The following is an 18,602-nucleotide window of genomic DNA, read 5'->3' as shown; positions in this document are numbered from 1 at the left end:
CCTCGGAGTTACAAACTTGAGAAATTGACACCTTCGAAGGGTGAAGTCAAGGTGTTTTGATTCAGTTCAAGACGACGTGACGTAGAATGATCCTTTTGTTTTGTCTCCCAGTCCAAGACTCAGCTCATCGTTGTGGTGAAGGGGACCCACCCCGCTGGGTGTACCGGTGAAAAGAAAGTCACCTTCCTGAAAAGTGACGATTTCTGAGAGTGTTGAGATTAGTGTAGGAATGTCGAACACCATATCGCTCACATTCCCTCGTTGGACTTCTACTCCGTTTTTTGTGAGCCAGAAATCCTGTTCCAGTATTTGCCAGTCAATGGGCTCTCGGCCAGTGATCACCGCGGCGCCTGGGAACGACTTGGCGTCAAACCAGGGGAGACCTTTATCGCGCTTTTTATTCTGGCGTTCTCTATCGGTGAGATCAAGACCGAGGCACCAGTGTGAGATATGATCTCGAGCTGCACCTTTCGGAATGTTTTTTTCACTTTTCCCGAAAATCACAACCAGTTCAAGTTCATAATGGATCTTGCGCCCGTTAGGAATTTTGATCTTATCACTTGTTGAAAGGCAAGATGATGCCTTCTGGAAAAAGATCGGTTCTTTTGGCACTTCATTGTCTAATTCCTGTGCATGTTTGGCGTAATTCTGCCCCACACAAAAAATGTTCATGTTTTTCTCTCTTTTTTTCTAGCAGCGGGAAAGAGAATATTGTTCAGTATTAAGCGGTAGCCAGGGGAGTTCCGGTGCAGTGCCAAGTCTGTGGGAGGATCACCTATAAAATGCTGGTAGTCCTCCGGGTCGTGCCCACCCAGGAAAGTGAAGGTCCCCCTTCCGTAGTTTCCGTGGATGTATTTCACCTGCTCATCTCCTTCAACTTCTCCCATGATCAGCACATGATTTTTGATAAGAGACCTTCGGAAGCCGGTTGTTTGCCCCATGAATCCCTTCACAATACCCACATGGTTCTGCGTCAGCATAGAGGGAACAGGGTCGTATTTTGCTGAAAACTCGAACAGCGTGAAATAGTCCGCTTCGGCGCCACGGGTAGTAGGACGGTCGCTGGGTGGCACATCGATATTGGAAAATTCATACACAAACGGATCGGTGATGATAGTGAATTCCTCAAAGGCGAAACTTTTACTGTAGTCCATTCTGCTCTCGGCATTGTGTTCAGCAGGAGTTCCATCTATAATAGCCTCGGTGATGTCGACACCTTCCGCTGTTAGGGCGATATCGTAGGAGTCGGTGGCGGAGCACATGGCAAAAAGGAAGCCGCCTTTGCCGACGAAATCCCGAATCGTCCTCGCCACAGCTTTCTTTTCCTCACTGACGGAGGCGAACCCCAGCCGTTGAGCCATGGTTTCAAACTCCAGTTGCTGCTCCACGTACCACGGTGCGTTGTGAAAGTTTCGGTAAAACTTGCCGTACTGACCCGTGAAATCTTCATGATGGAGATGGAGCCAGTCGAAACGGTCCAGCTTGCCGAGAAACACTTCATCGTCCCACAGCTTCTCATAGTCCACTTCTGCATAGGTGAGGGCCAGGGTAACGGCGTCATCCCACGGCTGTTTGCTTGGCGGCGTATAGATGGCGATTTTCGGCGCTTTCTCCAATAAAACAACTTCCATATTGTTGGCGTCAACTTCAGCATAGATACCGATGGCCGACTGACCATCCATCGGTTCCACGGTAACGCCCCGAATCCTCGCTTCCCTGGTAATTGCGGGAAATTCATCCAGCATAAATGAGCCTCCGCGATAGTTCAGAAGCCACTCCACGTTGATGTCTTGAGTGAGGATCCAGTATGCAATACCGTAAGCTTTTAGGTGATCCTTTTGAGCCAAGTCCATAGGAATAAGGATTTTATTTCCTGAGAGGAATGAAAAAGAGAGGAAAACTATCAACACAAGCCGTTTCAATTTAATTCATTCCTTTTTGTGATTTCGCGAAGACGGTACCGTACCGGTTCCGTCAATAGGCTTTCGGGATACTCTTCCAGCACCTTGAAGTACCACACCTCCGCCTCTTCATTGTTGAAAAGATATCGGTCGTACACCTCGCCTGTCATGACGGCGGCAAGATCTCCCAAGGGGGAATCCTGTATGGCGGCGAGCTGCTCCACGGCCCTGGTGTAATTCCCGAGCTCAAGTGTCAGCTGCGCCCTGCGAAAGGCGGCCTCATCGGCAATGGGTGTTTCGGGGTATGCGTCTACCACAGATCTGAAGAAAGAATCCGCCTCACTGCGCTTTCCCTGCCGCAGAAGCCGTTCAGCCAGGATGTAACTCTGAAACGCATCCTTATCAATCTGATCACCCCGAACATAGTTTTCTTCAACAAAACCCTTCAACTCAAGGGCATCATTGAAGTAAGGATCGCCCAGTTCCAATGAAGAGAGCAACTGATCCAGGATCACAAGTGTGCTGTCAATATTGCCATAGAGAAAGTGAACCTGGCACAGCTTGAACTTGAGTGATTGCCGCTCCTTTTCTTGCCCGGTTGATGACAGTGCGTCCCGGAGATGGTTCAGGCCCGAGGAGAAATCACTTTTCGCCATAAATACATCGGCTAATCTGAGATTTGAGCGGAGAGCCAGATCTCTATCTTTCGTGGCACCGGCGGAAGCCGAAAAGGCGGTCATGGCCCCATCGAAGTCCCGGGTAATCTTGTACTTAATCTCACCAAGACGAAAGTGCGCCTGAGGAGGGAAAGTGGTGGAAGGCAGCGTCACGAGGATGGAGTCGTAGAGCGAGAAAGTGTCCTCCAACGGTTTAACTTCAATGGACTTAAGTGTAGTGAGATGATCTTTAAAAACCATATTGCCGGGAAAGTATTCCGCGAGCGGTGCCCATTGCTGGCTCGGTGTAATCTGCTGCTCATATGTAAGAGCGAGACCGTAAAGCGCCTCACCGGTGATTCGCTTGAGATTATTAGCGTTACGAGAGAAGGAAGTACTTTTCAGGGTGTCCAGCACCATGGTGAACGCCTTCAGGGCGAGGGGGAGAGATTGCTCCTTCCTGAGATTATGGGCGAACCTGATCCACCGCTCCATATTTTTCACTCCCGTCACGCCCAGTGCTAAATGTTGATTATAAGCTTCGGGATAGCGCTGTACCTTGAACAGAAAATCGCTGTATAGTAAACGGACAACGTCTTCACTCACTGCCCTATTATTCATGAGAGCTTTCTCGATATTTTGATGACTCTCCTCCCGGTCAGACATTCTAAGTATTTGAGATGATATCGTCCGAATTTGTTCAGGATGGTACGACGCGTATGTGACAAATTCCTCTGTGGCGCCGCTGTAATCGAGATTGCGCATATGGATGTTTCCTAGCTCCAGGCTCAAGAAGGAAGGGTCATCGAAATGTTTTCGCCCTGCATCCACCAGTTCATTCATTTCTTCGTCCAAGTTGTGCTTTAGATACATCTGGATCAGCATATAATAGATTGACCTCGTTTCGCCAAACTGAAAGCGGAGATTATTCCAGTACTGTTTCGCTTTTTCCCGCTCGTCCATGAGAAGAAAAACTTCCCCGAGCTCAACATGGCTCTGGAGGTCCCTGTTGAAGGTGCGCACTCTCTCAAGCAAGACCACTTTCAGATCTTCATACTTTTCCTGTTTCCGGTAAAGCGCCTTTAACTGTAGGAATATCCGTGTATCTTTCGGATTGACCTCCAAGAGTTCCAGGTAGATGGTCTCAGCCGCTTCCAATTCACCGATTTTCTCAAGTCGAATGGCCTGGCGGAAGCTGTCCTGCTTTTTCTCCAGCATGGGCAGCGTCTTCTGGGGGATTTGCCCGAAAGAGATTGTTAGGGCCACCAGGAGGAGTACAATCTTAACGATTCTCATTTTTCTCCTCTTTCGAAAGATTACCTAAATCTACCAGTGAATTGAAATATCTCCGGATCATTTCCCGGTAATCCCTGGGGTAGCCTGCCTTCATTGCCGTGTTCAGCGCCTCGATGGCCAGATTACGACGCTGGCCGAGATCAGCTGGCAGGCCCGCCGGTCCTTGGCGCTTAATATCACCGGCAGTGACTGCACGTCTTTTTTCTGTCATCTCCTGTTGGCGGAGAGATTTTTGAGCATCCAGCATACGGGTCAGGATGCGGCGCTGCCTTTCGATCGTTCGGCGGTTTACATTGTTTCTGCCAAAGTCTTTGATCACTTCTTCCATTTCGAGACCAATGCCGCCGAGTCGTTCACCTCCCTCACTGGAGCCCCTGATTTCTTTCATTAACTCTTCCAGCGATTTCTTCAATTGTGCCTGATCTCTCTGAAGTCGACGCATAAGCTGTTCCTGAGAAACAGAGGCCATCTGACCCAGTGCCAATTGAAGCGTCTGTGCATTGATTCCTTCTTGGCTTGCCGCCATCTGTTTCATCCTTTCCAAAAACTGTTCAAACCCGGAGGCCGAACCGGACTGGCGAATTTCCTCCATAGCAGCAAGGGTGGCCACGGTGGCTTCATTCAACGCCTCTACTGTTTCACCCTGTTTTCTAGCGGACTCGGAACCATTCCGCTCTTCCAACTTGGTGAGAGATTCATTCATGCCAACCGATGCTCGGCCGATGGCTTTTCCCATCTCCGGCGTGATGGCAAAAGTTTCCCGGGAAAGTGTCATGAGGCTCGAGATGAGCTGGCTTAACTGATCTCGGAGCATTTGCTGGCGGAATGCCATCTGCCCCAACCTTGGGCTATTCCTCGGTAGATCCCGGGTGTCAGCGCGGAGCTGCTCCTGCTCCTTTGAGATAAAGAGCGTGTTGCGGAGAACCTTTTCAAAACGCTCCGCCATGGCATCCGCCGTTTGGGTCCTGAAACTTTCAGAAATATCATTTATCTCAGTCTGGAGGGATCGCAAATTCTCTGCGGCAACCTCTGTAGACTCAGAAGCTCTTGCCATATTGCCGCGGCGAAGAGAGTTCTGAGCTTCCCGCATTTTGTCCGATACTTCCTCGACATCTCGAGATTTGAAGAGACGTTCAAGTTCGCCTGAAGGCATGATGGCGAATGATTCCATGGCATCCGCCGTCTCCTTCATTAGATCTTTGAGCCGCTCGTATTCTTCTCTGTTGCGCTCCTGTTGAGTTGAAAGCCGCCCGCTATTTTCGTCATCAGTTTCCGTAGCAACCTCACTGGCCAGCTTCTCTTGCTGCTCGGTAAGATGGTCGAACCGCGTCACCAGTTCGTTCATTTTTTGCTCAGCGCGGATCCGTTTGAAAATCTCGATGAACCTGTCAATCTGTGCTTCCATGGCGGCACTGTTTCCCTGAAAATCTCTTAGTGCCTTCATTAACTCATCTGTAGAAAGGCTCTCCATGGCATCATCTAGCCCTATCATAGATTCCAGCATCTCTGGCGTGACTATATCCTGAAGAAGCTCATTAAGATTCTTGAATTTTTCCATGAGATTGCTAGAGAAGAGTTCGTGCTTCTCTGCCTGTTCCCTGATCTGGTTTACTGCATCCTGTAATGCCTTTACTTCCTCCAGTTTATTCCTCATCTCTTCAACGGACTGCTGGAGCGTTTGCCTGTCTTCCCACTCCAGCTCTTCCGTTTTCAGTAACCTCAATTCAATATCTTCAACGGCATCATTGATCTCCTCCAGATCCCGGAGCATGTCACCCAAATCTTCTTCCAGCAAATCTTCTCCCTGCTCCATTCTGGCAAAAAGATCAGCTAGGGATGGAAATCTTGCTATAAACTCCTGAGAAAGGGATTTCTTCGGGCCGGAGACCAGATCATTGTCATACGATTCAAAATGGAACTTTACTTCATCCTCGGGCATGAGCTCCAGAAAACTCAAATTCCAGATATAGAATACATCCTGAGATGTGACAACGTTTGACAGGGTTGGGATTGTCTGGACGCTTACCAGGTCCCGGGAACCGACGTAGTCCGGATGTTTGGTCTCATAGACGATCTGCAGATTTGAGAAACCGAAATCATCCTGAATGTGGAGCTGAACCGGGACGGAAAAATCGCTCCCCAGTTCTGTGATTTCTGATGGCATGAGCACTTCAATTGAGGGGAAAGCGTCGGGGATGGGGAGGACCCGGTATTTAATGGGATTGAGGTTTTTGATGTTGCGTTTATCAAAAATATGCGAGGTAATAAAAACTTCTTTAGCCATGGTAAAACTTCCGGAAGCTTGGTTTCTCTGGATGGTGAGACCGATCTTCTCTTCTTTTTTTGAATCGGCGTTGAATGAAGTGAGATATCCGCCGGTCAAATTTTTGTCAGATGACAAGTTCACAGTGACGTGAGAACCTACCAACCCCCTGATCTCAGCCACATTCCCCTCCTGAATAGTCCTCTCCAGGCCTGAATAGGTCGGCGGCTGGACAGTGACCGAGAATTTCTTGATGGTTGGGCGGTCGATCACTTCAATGGTGTGAACCGGTGATGAAATTTCGCCCCACCTTTCCCAGAAGTGCTCTGCTTTTACGAAAGCACGGTATTCAAGATTCTGAAAGATCGGGTCTATCTCGTGGCGGAAAATATCTTTTTCATCAGGTATTAGTGTGGTGACGGATTTACTCTCTAACTCTTTCATTTCGAAACTGAGTGAATCGGGAACCTCTCCTTCCACGGTAAAGACCACAGAAGCCGAATCACCGCCCATGAGATAAATATCACCGCTGTTGCTCAAGATCCTGAAAGGGTGGGGCGGTGAGTAGCTCGATTGAGGATTTAGCCAGTGGCGCGTGGCCACGATGAACTCCGGCAGGAAGGTAAGGGTGACAACAACCGCAAGGATCAAGGTGATAAGAGCAATGCCCCGAGGTCTGCCAGCACCATCGTTTAATAAAACTATTTTGGGTGCCAGGATTGAAAGTTTTGATTTGATCTGCTGCAGAAATTGATCAGTGAGCTCTTTTGAATAGTTGCTGTCACTTTCAATTGATTGTTCAAGCTGCACCGCATTCAATACATCATCTTTCCGCGGGAAGGCGGCTTCGCCAACTTCTGCCGCACACGTTTCAGGTCTGTATCTGGTGATCCGACCTTTTTTTATCAAGGCCAGTGTCACCACGGTGCCTGTGACAGCCAAAATAAGTGTAATCAACCACGCCCACCATGCGCCGTAGCGAATCGCTGGCGAAAGCCAGAAGAGAGTTTCAGCTGACAGCATAGCCATGAGAGAAACCATTAAAACGATGGCAAGAACCCATACCGCAGTGGTGAGGTCGTTGCGAATTTTCTGTATCCGGAAACGTTTGAGTTCAGCGATGACTTTCATCTACTGAATGAGAGAATAGATAAAAATGTTGGCACCCATTTTCAAGGCTGTCAGGCGCTTCCATTCGGGATCATTGTGAACAGATGCATCTTCCCAGCCGTCACCCAAATCAGACTCGTAACTGTAAAAGACAATGAGGCGTTCACCATCGAACAGGCCGAGACCCTGAGGCGGTTTATTGTCATGCTCATGGATTTTGGGCAGCCCGCTGCTAAAGTCAAAATAAGTATGGTAGAGAGGGTGATCGAAAGGAAGTTCGACCCACTCCTTGTTGGGGAAAACACGCTTCATTTCGCGCCTGAAAGATTTATCTAGACCGTAGTTGTCATCGGCATGCAGAAAGCCACCGGAGTGGAGATGACTGCGGAGATTTTCAATCTCACTTTCGCTGAAGCGAACATTCCCGTGGCCTGTGATATAGAGGTACGGGTAGTTAAAAATTTCATTATCCTCCAGAGAAACCCTCGCCTCAACATTGGTCAATTGCACGTTAGTATTTTCATTGATGAATTTCAACAAGTTGGGCAAAGAGCTGGGATCGCTGTACCAGTCACCACCGCCGGAATATTTCACGCGGCAGATTGTGGGTCCCCAGGAATTCTGTGCTGACAGGTCCGGAAAAACCAGCCCGAGGACCAGAGACAGAGTTATCACTCTTGGTAAGGTCATGTTCATGTTAAAGAAGTTACAAATCCTCTTTGTTCCCGAGAGGTGAAAAAGTCCGGTTGGGACTAAACTCTTTGAATTGGTCAGATGATACGGTTATTTTTACAAGCTTATGATAATCCGAGGTATCAATAAAGCATTAAGGATTGTTGTTATTTCCTTCCTGGGTACAGTAGCGTCCCTCTATCCGCAAGAGGAAGAAGTACCTAATGAGAAGCCAGCTGTAGAGGAAGAGAGATTGGAGGCGCCGTCCATAAAACCGGGCCGCAAGCGGTTCAAGCTGAAACTGCCTCCAGCTGCTCAAGAGATGGTCCAGGCCCTTATGCGTGGAGAAAAGAAGGTCGTGGAGGCAGTTTTCAGGCCCATGGAATTCAGAGAACCCATAGCCACTATTCCAGCCGAAGGTCGTTTCGGTGTTGGCTTCTACGGTTGGGATGGACTGAACCCTCTTAAAATCAATCCAACATCGATCAGTTATTCTGAAGACACTGAAGATAAATTGACTGAAATTAGTTTTTCCGGAAGGATGGGGTCATTTCTTGAGATGGAGGGAGGGCAGACCAATCTTTCCTATGCACTTTTTGGAAAGAGTTACACCGATATTCTGACGGGACTTGGCATCAGATATTCCTCCATATTCCCTTTTCCACGTATGGAGATCAGGGATGATCTTATCATAACCGGGCCGCCCAATGTTCCTGAGTCTTGGGGCATTGAACGAAAGTTTTCCCCATCGGTTCTGGAGCTGAATATTGTCTCATCTTACATCATGCGTTGGCATCCGAAATGGTTTATTCATCTCAAGTATTCTTATGGTGTCAATTACACTCGCTTTTATAAAGATCAACGGATGGACAGTTCGCCGTACGGAACGGGAACATCATCGGCATACTCTGCCGGACTGAAGATGATCACCGAATCTCCCTCGGAGGCCCGCTATGCTTGGGGTCTTGAAGTAAGACACATCTACCACAGGGTAAATACAATCCATGATGAACTGGAGATCACACCCATCACAGGTATGAGCCTGCCCAACCTTGGTGTTTTCTTCACGTTTAGTGCCTTTTATGGAGGCCGGAAGACAGCGGGAGATGAAGCCAAGAAACTTTTCCTCAATGAAGACTATGTGGCGGCCCGACCGAAATTCAAGGAATTCATGAACACCTATCCGAACCATGCCAAAATGCGCAGAGCTAAGAAGCTATTGGATATTACCAATAAGCGGATCCCGTACCAGCTTTATACAGAAGGGGGCGATCTGCAAGGCAGGAAAAAGATGGACAATGCTGCGGAAAAATATGTTGAAGCACTGACAGCTGCGGAAGACACCTTGAAAGACCGCCTCATGGACAGGCTCGATGAATTGGTGGAACATTACGTTGCTAGGGGCAACGATTTGTTTGAGTTGCGCCGGTATGAAGAGGCATTGAATAGCCTCGGGAAAGCTGCCGCTCTTACAGAGGAGGGCAAGAGAGCACAATATACACTCCGGGCCAAGATCCTCATGGAACAAGGGGGCGACCTTGCTTCTGCAGGTCTTTACAGCCTTGCTATTAGAAAGTATGATGCAGTACCTGCACTAGACAGAAAACTGACAGTGGAAGCCAGGCGCGCCAGTATGAAGGCGGCAGTGGGGATGGTGGGTGACGTCAATGAAGCAAAGGATGTAGCTACACTGCGGTTGGCTTTAAAGTCACTGAAGACAGCCCGGGACATGTTCGCTCCGGCGGAGTTTAAGTACAACAATTACATCACCGTTCTTGAGGAACAGTTGGCCGTCACAGATTCTCTGCAGGTCCGGAGGGAAATGGACAGTTCTTTGGATGAAGCTCGCGAATTTATCGCTCAGCGCCACATGCCCCGGCTGGAGACGGGTATGCTTGTGTCGGAAGTACAGGATCTGATTGGGGAGCCAGATGAGGTGGTAGAATCAACTAAAGGAAAGAACAGGAACTACCAGATGTGGATCTACAACCTGCCTCATAAACAGAAGAGACTTCTCTACTTCGAAAATTACGTACTTTTTAAGATCGAGACGGGATAGCCTCAGAGCAGGTGGGCATTTCGTCTGACGAAGGCGACTTCCTGACCAATCACTTTCAAAACGCCTGTTGCAGGCACGGCAAATAGCATCCCCAGCGGACCGAGAATGGTGCCACCAATGATGAGTGCGATCATGACAATCATTGGGTGAAGGCCCACACTTTTCCCCACAAGTGTGGGTGTAATCAGGTTTCCTTCAATCTGTTGAACTATGATGAACATAAGTAGGATATCGAGGATGAAAAAAGGTGAAGGTATAACACCAAAGAGCATGTGGGAAAGAGCAGTCTCGTTTCCGATATTATTCATGAATGCGATGAGTATGGCCGGTACCATTCCCACAAACGGTCCCACAAGAGGAATGAGATTGGCCAAGCCTGCAATGATTCCTATGAAAACAATAAGTGTAAGATTGGCGCCGCTCAGATTGAGTATACCCAGGCCGATGACCGACATGAGCGCAACACTGGCCGCCGAGAGAAATTGTCCCCTGAGGTAACTTGAGACAGATTTCTCGATATTGAAGATGAGCCTCAAGCCTATTTCAAAATACTTATTGGATATAAAACCCACGAGGCTCTTTCTGAAACCGTGATATTCCGCCAGCAGGATGATTGTAAAGATGAGTATCATGGCGGCATTCAGAACGAAACTCCCAACAGCGCTGGCAAGAGAGGCAAGATTGGTTATCACAGTATTGACGAAACCACTCAGTGTTGAGGCAAAGTCCCCGCCAGTGGGTATCATACCAGTCGCAAAACCCGGCAACGCAGCCATGAATTTTTCCCCGAGATTCTTGAATTCAGCGGTTAGGGTGGCTGGATCTACACGGGAAGAAAAATCTGTGGCCTGAGCGGAAAGTTGTGAGATAAAGCTTCCAATGAAAATTCCAAACCCGGCCAGTACTCCTATTGTGACAAGAAGTACACTCAGTCCTCTGCTGCGGATTCTTTTCTCTAGTGCATCCACTGAGGAGAGAAGCACTGTGGTGAAGAGAAAAGCGAAAACCAAAATCAAGACAACGTTTGAAATATAGGGCCAGATGATCCAAAGGAATCCTGCTAAAATGAGGCCAATAAAGAGGCGATAAATCAGCTGGAAGTAATCAGTCTGCTGTGTCGGCTTCATCGTGCGATTTTATCTGAGCTTCAAGAAGCAGATGGTTCGTGCTGCGTAGTCTCTCACCCAGCATACTGCCCAGGTTCATTAGAATCTTATTTGTCATCTGCGGATTTCTGTCTTGAAGTGAAAGTAGATCAGCTGTAAAAAAACCGATTAATTTCGAATCCGTTGTGGCAAGAGCATTTGCAGATCTAGGTTCATTATCAAAAAGGGCAAGTTCGCCAAAAAAGTCTCCTTCCTTGAGTTCCGCTAATACCTTCTCGTCCCCAGATCTGGTTCCTATGGTGATTTTTATGGTGCCTTTCATGATGATATACATTCCCTCACCAGGGGCACGATTCTTAAACACAAAGTCACCGCTTGCATATGTTCTGTGATGAACCAACTTTTCCAACTCGGTGAATTCCTTTTTACTGAAGTCTTTATATATTGGAACTTGTCTGAGCGTGTAAACGGTTTCACTCTCAGTCCTGTTCCAGTTTCGAAAGAGATTTGGCCAAAGTGCGTTCTTCAATTACCTCTCCCCTTGTAATAGTGTTATTTAGACTTCAAAGTAGTGATGGGCATCAGTTTTGACAAGGTGTTTGAGGGAAGGTTTTCTTGAACGATGAACGTAATTTTGTGTCTTGATGACGCTAATGAAACTCCCGTTAAGTCTTTCATTTTTTCTCTCGCTTTCGGTCATATTCAGTCAGACAGAAAAGATTGAAAAAGACATCCAGTTTCACAATAGCGAGCTGGACCGTCTCAGAGAAGAGATTGCCGATTATGAGAAAAAGATCAAAAATACATCTGACCGTGAGAAAAGTGAGATTGAAAGGCTCAACGAAATTGATGAAGAGATATCCCTTGTGAGAAATCTGATCTACCGTCTCCGTAAGGAAGAGAAAATCAAGGAAAAGGCCATTATCCTAGCCGAGGTCACTATTGAAAAGAAGGAGTCAGAGCATACTTCATTAGTTGACCGCTATGCCAAACGGGTCACTTACACCTACAAAAAAGGGCGACTTTCCGATCTTGAAAAACTGTTAGACGCTAAATCGTGGCGGCAGGCGGTCTATCGAGCCAAGTACATTAAAATCATTTCTGAACATGACAGATCACTGGCAGTTGAGATAAGAAGCAATCTCACCGAAATAGAAGCGAAACGGACCGTTATGGAAAGGGAGTTGACCGATATTAAAAAGATTGATAAGGAGAAGTCGTCTCGGAAGAAGTGGCTGGAGCAGCGCCGGCGGGGGAGGGACAAGGAATTGGACAATCTGAAACGAGATCGTCAGAAGATGTTCGTCGCACTCAACGAGCGCAAGAAGGCTGCGCAACAGATGGCGAGTATCATCTCCCGCCTGGAGCGAGAGCGTGTTGCCCGCATCGCCGAACTAGAACGGCGGCGTAAAGAGATGGAACTGGTGGACTCAGCACCTTTCACAGAATTGAAAGGGAAACTTCCATGGCCTATCGACGGGAAAGTCATTTCACGCTTTGGCACCTACCACAATCCCAATCTTAAAACTGTTACGGAGAATACAGGCATCGATATTCGTGGTTCAGAAGGAACTGAAGTGAGGTCCATCTATGATGGAATTGTGACAACGGTGACCTATATCAGAGGATATGGAAACACGGTGATTTTGGACCACGGTGACAGCTTTTATTCTGTCTACACCCACGTAACGGAAGTTGAAGTGGAAGAAAACAGCTACGTGAATGCCCGGGATATCATTGCTCACGTTGGCGATTCAGGCTCGTTGGAAGGAGCGAAACTCCATTTTGAAATCTGGGGGAACAAGGACAAACTGAATCCTGAACTTTGGTTGAGGAAACGTTAATGAAAACTTATATCCTTGGTCAGGATGCTGTCTGGAATCGTCTGGTTTCCATCAGCCGGGGAGATCGCGTCGGGAACGCTTACCTTTTCCACGGACCTGCCGGTGCGGGAAAGGAAGGGATGGCAATTCAGTTCGCCTCTTTGCTTAACTGCCAAAACCCAACGGACGAACCTTGCCTTAACTGTCCTTCCTGTGCCAAGTTCAAATCTCTTCAGCACCCCAACATCCATATTGTGGTACCCTTCCCGAGGGACAAAGATATCAATAAGAACGACCCTCCTCTCAAAGCGCTCTTGCCGAAAACGCTTGAAATGCTGACGGAACTGATGAAGCAGAAGGGTGGTGACCCTTATATAAAGCTGGAACTACCCCGGGCAAAAACTATCCTCATCAACTCTGTCAGGGAAATCCGTGAAAAGGTTTATCTCAAGGCTGTTGAGTCAGGACAAAAGATGGTTCTCATCTTTGAGGCAGAGAAGCTTATGTCACAACAGGGTGAATCGGCCAATGCTCTCCTCAAAATCCTGGAAGAACCACCTGACGGCACAACTCTCATTCTTTGCACCGAGTACCAGGAAAGGCTTTCCGAAACGATCCACTCCCGATGCCAGTCCATTTTTTTCCCAGCGGTACCGGAGTCTGTCATCGCCCCTTTCCTGGAGGAGAATTTTCAGGTGTCTTCTGATGAAGCGATACTTGTTGCCCACCTTTCTCAAGGCAACGTTAGGATGGGAAAAAGATTGGCAGAGTCTGATCTGACTGCTATTACCGCTACCTTGCAATCTTTGTTGTCTTGGGTGGTGTCAGGAACGGAAAGTGGCTGGCGGAAGTTTATTGCTCATGGTGCCGCCACGTATCGATCTAGTCCACTTGAATTGAAGTTTCAGTTACAGCTTCTAAGCTACTGGTTTCGGGATGCGTTCCATGCTCAAAAACTGAACGGTGAATCAAGTTTCATCCTTTCCATGCTGGAGAAAGAAGTTCGTCAGTTCAGCCATCGGTTCCCGGAGGCAGACTATACAAGAATCATCACAGCGGTTGAGAAATGTGCCGATTCCCTTGCACGAAATTTTCAGCTAAATTTGGTGCTTATGGATCTGCTGATGGAAGTTCGTGACGGATTGAAAGGTGCTACCCGGTGAGCAAGTTCTACATTACAACGCCTATTTATTATGTAAATGATAAGCCCCATATCGGCCATGCGTACACCACGATTCTGGCCGACGTGCTTTCCCGGTATCACCGTGCCGGAGGCGAAAATGTCTTTTTTCTCACCGGGCTGGATGAACACGGACAAAAAGTGCAGCAGGCTGCGGAAAAAAGGGGTGTGGATCCTAAACAGCACTGCGATGAAATGGCGCCTCGGTTTCTTGAACTTTGGGAGAAACTCCATATATCCAATGATGATTTCATTCGCACTACGGAAGACCGTCATGTAAAAGTAGTGCAAAACATTTTGCAGATGGTTCATGATAACGGGGATGTGTACGAGGATGAATATGAAGGTCTTTATTCCGTCTCGGAAGAACGGTTTATCACCGAGAAAGAATTGGAAACAGGAGAGTTTCGTGACATCAAGAAACTGAAGGAGAAGAACTTTTTTTTCAGGATGTCCAACTACCAGCAGGCACTCATTGATCATATCAATGACAACCCCGACTTCATCCAGCCGGAGCATCGGAAAAATGAAGTCCTCGGTTTTTTAAAGCAGCCTCTCGGGGATTTGTGCATTTCCCGTCCGAAGTCCCGCCTGAGCTGGGGAATTGATCTTCCTTTTGACACCAACTACGTCACCTATGTCTGGTTTGATGCGCTGATCAACTATGTGACGGCGACCGGTTTTGGCACGGATGATGAATCCTATAACGAATGGTGGCCCTGTGAATATCATCTTATCGGGAAGGATATACTGATAACACACACTGTCTACTGGCCCACCATGCTCATGTCCGCAAAGTTGCCACTGCCAAAGTCCATCTTCGCCCACGGCTGGTGGCTTTCGGGGGAATCCAAAATGAGTAAATCGTTGGGTAATGTGGTAAATCCTCTTGATCTGATCGAAGAATATGGTGTGGACCCTGTCCGCTACTATCTTATGCGGGAGATGGTCCTTGGCCAGGATGCTAGCTTCACCATGGAATCATTTATAAGGCGCTACAATAGCGATCTGGCCAACGACCTGGGCAATCTGGTGGGGAGGGTTAGCACGCTTATTGACAGACACTTTGATGGTATGGTGCCGCCGAAAGGCGATCTGACTGATACCGAGGCTGAATTGAGCAAGAAAGCTGACAGTATCTCCGGTCTTGTGACGGATAATATTTCGAACATGCGTTTGAGTGAAGCGGTGGAAGAAACATTACAGTTCGTTCGGGCTATCAATCGATATATGGAGGAGACGGCGCCGTGGAAGCTGGTTAAGAGTGACACCGGCCGGGCCGGAACTGTCTTATACACCGCTACCGACTGTCTCCGGCAAGCTGTTGCTCTTTTGCAACCCATTATGCCTTCACGGTGTGAGAAAATTCTACATATGCTTGGTCTGAATATGGTATCGGCCAAAGAGTGCTTGGAAGCAGGAACACTGCTGGGGGATTTTGAAATTCCTTTCCCGAGAATTGAATTGCCGGATGAGGACCTCGATGAAGTCAAAGATGTAAAGGAGAACGTGATGTCTGACGGAAAGATTTCCATTGAAGATTTTGCCAAAGTGGACCTGCGGACTGGTGTTGTTACCGCCGCTGAAAAGGTTGAAGGTGCCGATAAGCTTCTTAAGCTTGAACTAGAGGTGGGCGGGGAAGCGCGGCAGATTGTAGCCGGTATTGCAGAACATTATGCGCCAGAGGATCTGGTGGGAAAAACAATTGTTGTTGTTGCAAATCTTGAACCTGCTGTTATCAGAGGGGTTGAATCGAATGGTATGCTTCTAGCGGCAAGCAGTGTCGGTTCAGTTGTGGTTGTTACAGTGGACGATCCAAAAGTCGGTTCCGGCATCCGTATTTCATAAAGCTGAACTTGTCTCGTATCTAATCACATGTACATCGATACCCACGCTCATCTTTATTATGATAATCTGAAAAATCAACTTGCTAAAGTTGTGGAACGGGCAGAGGCTGCCGGGGTGACACAGATCATCTGCGTTGGCACCGATCTGCCGTCATCTGAAACGTCCATTTCAATTGCCGAAAAGTACGATGCCGTTTTTGCCACTGTTGGCGTCCACCCTCACGATGCCAAAGATGCTCCTGACGATTATCTCCATCAACTGAGGGATCTGACGTCCCATTCCAAAGTTGTGGCGGTGGGGGAGATGGGTCTTGATTATTTTAGAGACTTTTCTCCCAGGAATGTGCAGAAAGAAGTATTCCAATCTCAACTGGCGCTCGCTCGGGAACTGGATTTGCCGGCGGTGATTCACAACCGTGATGCCGATGAAGATATTTTAAAAATTTTGGAAGAGGTCCGTTATGAAAAGTCTGTCCTCCACTGTTTTTCCAGCAACACAGAGATGGCTGGGAGAGCCATTTCCCTTGGGTGCCTTCTATCTTTCACGGGGAATGTCACTTTTGGTAAGAACCACACCGAGTCCGTTCTATTAACCACCCCATTGAATCGAATCATGCTGGAAACGGACTGCCCCTTTATGACACCAGTACCTAATCGTGGGAAATTGAATGAGCCTGCAAACATTCTCCACATCGCTCAGTGGATTGCTAAAATAAAGAGAATAGATGTTTCAGAAGTGGCAGAATCGACAACGTCAACAGCTCAATTCTTCTTTAATTTACCTGTGTGAAGCGCTCAGCAAAAAAACGGTGGGGCCAGCATTTTCTGACGGATACAAATCTTCTTAACAAACTGGTGGAGCTTATCAATCCAACCAGTGAAGATTCCATTCTTGAAATCGGCCCCGGTGGTGGTGCACTCACTGAATTGCTGGCGCCAATAGTTAAAGAGCTGGTGGGTATCGAGATAGATAGGGAACTGTACGGACATCTCAAGGAGCGGGATGATCTACCAAACTGTCAGTTTGTGAACAGAGATTTTTTGAAGGTCGATCTGGAGGAGATTCCGTTCAAGGGGGGGCAGGTGAGAGTCGTGGGCAACCTCCCTTACAATATTACGTCACCGATTCTGTTCAAACTGATGATACAGGATCCCTTCTGGTGCGACTGCCACTTCATGGTTCAAAAGGAAGTTGCTGAAAGAATGGCAGCTAAAGCTGGTACAAAAGCTTACGGCCGATTGTCAGTGAATCTTCAGGCTGTGGCAAAAGTGAAAATTGTTCTCACTGTTCCGCCTGAAGTGTTTGTCCCAAAGCCGAAGGTCGATTCTGCTGTAGTGAAAATTCAACCGAGATCCTCCATTTTCGATTCACCCCGAGAATTGGAAGCCTTGCAGGAAATTACTAGCCTTGCTTTCGGTCAGCGCCGTAAGATGCTCAGGAATTCTCTTGCCTCCCTGGAAATCGACAGTTCATTTTTCGATCTGACACTCCGCCCGGAGAAAGTGAAGCTGGAAGAGTTTACAATAATGGCAAAATGGTTTGTGAAGAGTAGTCACGTTATTAAGTGATAATCTTTCGGCCCGTTGGAGAATTCCCACAAGAATAGTAAATTTCGCCTCATAAGGGGAGCGGGAAAGCTCGAATTCAATAAAATAAAGGATGTTTAATGCCATCTGATGCAAATAGAAGTTTAAGTCGTTATCTCGAAGAGATCGGTAAGTTCGAGCCGCTAGAGCCTGCTCGTGAGATCGTTCTTGCTCAGCTGGTGAAGCAGGGTGATGCTGAAGCGCTCAATGAACTGACAGAAGCGAATCTCCGTTTCGTCGTTTCTGTGGCCAAAGATTACCAGGGTCAGGGTTTACCGCTTACCGATCTAATCAACGAAGGTAATCTGGGTCTTATCAAAGCTGCTGAGCGGTTTGATGAGACGCGCGGTTTCAAATTTATCTCCTATGCTGTCTGGTGGATTCGTCAATCCATTCTTCAGGCGCTGGCGGAGCACTCTCGTATAGTACGTCTCCCCCTCAACCGGGTCGGGACTATCAGCAAGATTACTAAAACAGCGGAAAACCTTGAGTCAGAATACCAGCGTCCGCCTAATGAAGAGGAAATTGGTAAGCAGCTGGAAATGCATGGGGAAGAAGTGACTGATGCTATACGCATTTCAAGGCGGCATCATTCGCTCCATGCTCCTTTTAGGGATGGCGACAAGAATTCACTTATGGATGTTATTGAAGATGGTAATCAGCGTCCACCGGAAACAGGACTCATGAGTGAGTCGCTAAAAGAAGAGATTCGCCAATGTCTTGAGTCCCTTAAGGATCGTGAACGGGATGTGATCAAGATGTATTTTGGTATTGGACGGGACTACGCCTTGACGTTGAACGAAATTGGTGAAGAGTTTAATCTTACTCGGGAACGAGTCAGGCAGATCAAGGAAAAAGCTATTCGCCGTCTCCGTCATAAGTCTCGCAGCAAAAACCTCCGGAACTATCTGGGATAGGGAGGAGGTGTTTTGAATGGTTGAAGTTTCAGTAAAAAAAGGTGAGGAACTCCAAAGAGCTCTTCGGCGTTTCAAAAAAAAGTACGAAAAAGCGGGGATTTTAAAGGAAGTAAAGAGGAAGTCATTCTACTTAAAGCCGAGCGCTGCAAAAAAACTGAAAAAAGCTAAGAGTCGTAGATAGCACC

15 protein-coding genes are annotated in these 18,602 nt (G+C 47.6%); 8 read left to right on the top strand and 7 right to left on the bottom strand.

Annotation, left to right across the window (positions count from 1 at the left end; genetic code table 11):
* Positions 1-66 precede the first annotated feature (66 nt).
* Genes EYO21_08770 through EYO21_08750 form a run of 5 tightly spaced genes read right to left on the bottom strand, consistent with a single transcriptional unit; the run spans position 67 to position 7,916 of the window.
* On the bottom strand, positions 67-672 hold the full coding sequence (locus EYO21_08770) for an FAA hydrolase family protein (protein HIB03894.1): 606 nt from the start codon (positions 670-672) through the stop codon (positions 67-69).
* Complete coding sequence (locus tag EYO21_08765; GenBank protein ID HIB03893.1) at positions 669-1,922, bottom strand: asparagine synthetase B; 1,254 nt, start codon at positions 1,920-1,922, stop codon at positions 669-671. Before EYO21_08765 ends, EYO21_08770 begins: the two co-directional genes overlap by 4 nt.
* On the bottom strand, positions 1,919-3,853 hold the full coding sequence (locus tag EYO21_08760) for a tetratricopeptide repeat protein (protein ID HIB03892.1): 1,935 nt from the start codon (positions 3,851-3,853) through the stop codon (positions 1,919-1,921). Before EYO21_08760 ends, EYO21_08765 begins: the two co-directional genes overlap by 4 nt.
* Complete coding sequence (locus EYO21_08755) at positions 3,840-7,247, bottom strand: hypothetical protein (GenBank protein ID HIB03891.1); 3,408 nt, start codon at positions 7,245-7,247, stop codon at positions 3,840-3,842. Before EYO21_08755 ends, EYO21_08760 begins: the two co-directional genes overlap by 14 nt.
* Entirely contained in the window at positions 7,248-7,916 is a 669-nt protein-coding gene (locus tag EYO21_08750) for a DUF4159 domain-containing protein (GenBank protein ID HIB03890.1), read from the bottom strand.
* A 109-nt stretch (positions 7,917-8,025) separates the two neighbouring features.
* On the opposite strand from EYO21_08750, the gene EYO21_08745 reads away from it, so the two are divergent.
* Positions 8,026-9,957: a hypothetical protein gene (locus tag EYO21_08745; protein ID HIB03889.1), complete on the top strand. Its 1,932-nt coding sequence runs from the start codon at positions 8,026-8,028 to the stop codon at positions 9,955-9,957.
* A 2-nt stretch (positions 9,958-9,959) separates the two neighbouring features.
* Here the strand turns inward: EYO21_08745 and EYO21_08740 are convergent, their stop codons facing one another.
* On the bottom strand, positions 9,960-11,084 hold the full coding sequence (locus tag EYO21_08740; protein HIB03888.1) for an AI-2E family transporter: 1,125 nt from the start codon (positions 11,082-11,084) through the stop codon (positions 9,960-9,962).
* Positions 11,062-11,592 (bottom strand): cyclic nucleotide-binding domain-containing protein, encoded by a 531-nt coding sequence (locus EYO21_08735; protein ID HIB03887.1) that lies wholly within the window; start codon positions 11,590-11,592, stop codon positions 11,062-11,064. Before EYO21_08735 ends, EYO21_08740 begins: the two co-directional genes overlap by 23 nt.
* 115 nt (positions 11,593-11,707) lie before the next feature.
* On the opposite strand from EYO21_08735, the gene EYO21_08730 reads away from it, so the two are divergent.
* The 7 genes from EYO21_08730 (at position 11,708) to EYO21_08700 (ending at position 18,598) form a co-directional block, all read left to right on the top strand.
* Positions 11,708-12,907 (top strand): hypothetical protein, encoded by a 1,200-nt coding sequence (locus EYO21_08730; protein HIB03886.1) that lies wholly within the window; start codon positions 11,708-11,710, stop codon positions 12,905-12,907.
* A complete protein-coding gene (locus EYO21_08725; GenBank protein HIB03885.1) occupies positions 12,907-14,049 on the top strand; it encodes a hypothetical protein in 1,143 nt (380 codons plus the stop codon). Before EYO21_08730 ends, EYO21_08725 begins: the two co-directional genes overlap by 1 nt.
* Positions 14,046-15,914 (top strand): methionine--tRNA ligase, encoded by a 1,869-nt coding sequence (gene metG / locus EYO21_08720; protein HIB03884.1) that lies wholly within the window; start codon positions 14,046-14,048, stop codon positions 15,912-15,914. Before EYO21_08725 ends, metG begins: the two co-directional genes overlap by 4 nt.
* Before the next feature lie 27 nt (positions 15,915-15,941).
* Positions 15,942-16,703 (top strand): TatD family deoxyribonuclease, encoded by a 762-nt coding sequence (locus EYO21_08715; protein ID HIB03883.1) that lies wholly within the window; start codon positions 15,942-15,944, stop codon positions 16,701-16,703.
* The gene (gene rsmA / locus EYO21_08710) at positions 16,700-17,482 is read left to right on the top strand and encodes a 16S rRNA (adenine(1518)-N(6)/adenine(1519)-N(6))-dimethyltransferase RsmA (GenBank protein ID HIB03882.1); all 783 of its coding nucleotides are present in this window, start codon (positions 16,700-16,702) and stop codon (positions 17,480-17,482) included. Before EYO21_08715 ends, rsmA begins: the two co-directional genes overlap by 4 nt.
* A 98-nt stretch (positions 17,483-17,580) precedes the next feature.
* Positions 17,581-18,417: an RNA polymerase sigma factor RpoD/SigA gene (locus tag EYO21_08705; GenBank protein ID HIB03881.1), complete on the top strand. Its 837-nt coding sequence runs from the start codon at positions 17,581-17,583 to the stop codon at positions 18,415-18,417.
* A gap of 16 nt (positions 18,418-18,433) precedes the next feature.
* A complete protein-coding gene (locus tag EYO21_08700; protein ID HIB03880.1) occupies positions 18,434-18,598 on the top strand; it encodes a 30S ribosomal protein S21 in 165 nt (54 codons plus the stop codon).
* Positions 18,599-18,602 lie beyond the last annotated feature (4 nt).

Source organism: Candidatus Neomarinimicrobiota bacterium (assembly GCA_012964825.1).
Taxonomy (GTDB): Bacteria; Fidelibacterota; Marinisomatia; order Marinisomatales; family S15-B10; genus UBA2125.
Note: the sequence above shows the minus strand (reverse complement) of the source record. Positions and strands in the feature narration are given on the sequence as shown.

What these genes read in the sequence shown, in the direction of transcription:
- EYO21_08770 (HIB03894.1), bottom strand. Translation starts at nt 672, where the DNA reads ATGAACATTTTTTGTGTGGGGCAGAATTACGCCAAACATGCACAGGAA.
- EYO21_08760 (HIB03892.1), bottom strand. Translation starts at nt 3,853, where the DNA reads ATGAGAATCGTTAAGATTGTACTCCTCCTGGTGGCCCTAACAATCTCT.
- EYO21_08755 (HIB03891.1), bottom strand. Translation starts at nt 7,247, where the DNA reads ATGAAAGTCATCGCTGAACTCAAACGTTTCCGGATACAGAAAATTCGC.
- EYO21_08750 (HIB03890.1), bottom strand. Translation starts at nt 7,916, where the DNA reads ATGACCTTACCAAGAGTGATAACTCTGTCTCTGGTCCTCGGGCTGGTT.
- EYO21_08745 (HIB03889.1), top strand. Translation starts at nt 8,026, where the DNA reads ATGATAATCCGAGGTATCAATAAAGCATTAAGGATTGTTGTTATTTCC.
- EYO21_08740 (HIB03888.1), bottom strand. Translation starts at nt 11,084, where the DNA reads ATGAAGCCGACACAGCAGACTGATTACTTCCAGCTGATTTATCGCCTC.
- EYO21_08730 (HIB03886.1), top strand. Translation starts at nt 11,708, where the DNA reads ATGACGCTAATGAAACTCCCGTTAAGTCTTTCATTTTTTCTCTCGCTT.
- EYO21_08725 (HIB03885.1), top strand. Translation starts at nt 12,907, where the DNA reads ATGAAAACTTATATCCTTGGTCAGGATGCTGTCTGGAATCGTCTGGTT.
- EYO21_08715 (HIB03883.1), top strand. Translation starts at nt 15,942, where the DNA reads ATGTACATCGATACCCACGCTCATCTTTATTATGATAATCTGAAAAAT.
- EYO21_08705 (HIB03881.1), top strand. Translation starts at nt 17,581, where the DNA reads ATGCCATCTGATGCAAATAGAAGTTTAAGTCGTTATCTCGAAGAGATC.
- EYO21_08700 (HIB03880.1), top strand. Translation starts at nt 18,434, where the DNA reads ATGGTTGAAGTTTCAGTAAAAAAAGGTGAGGAACTCCAAAGAGCTCTT.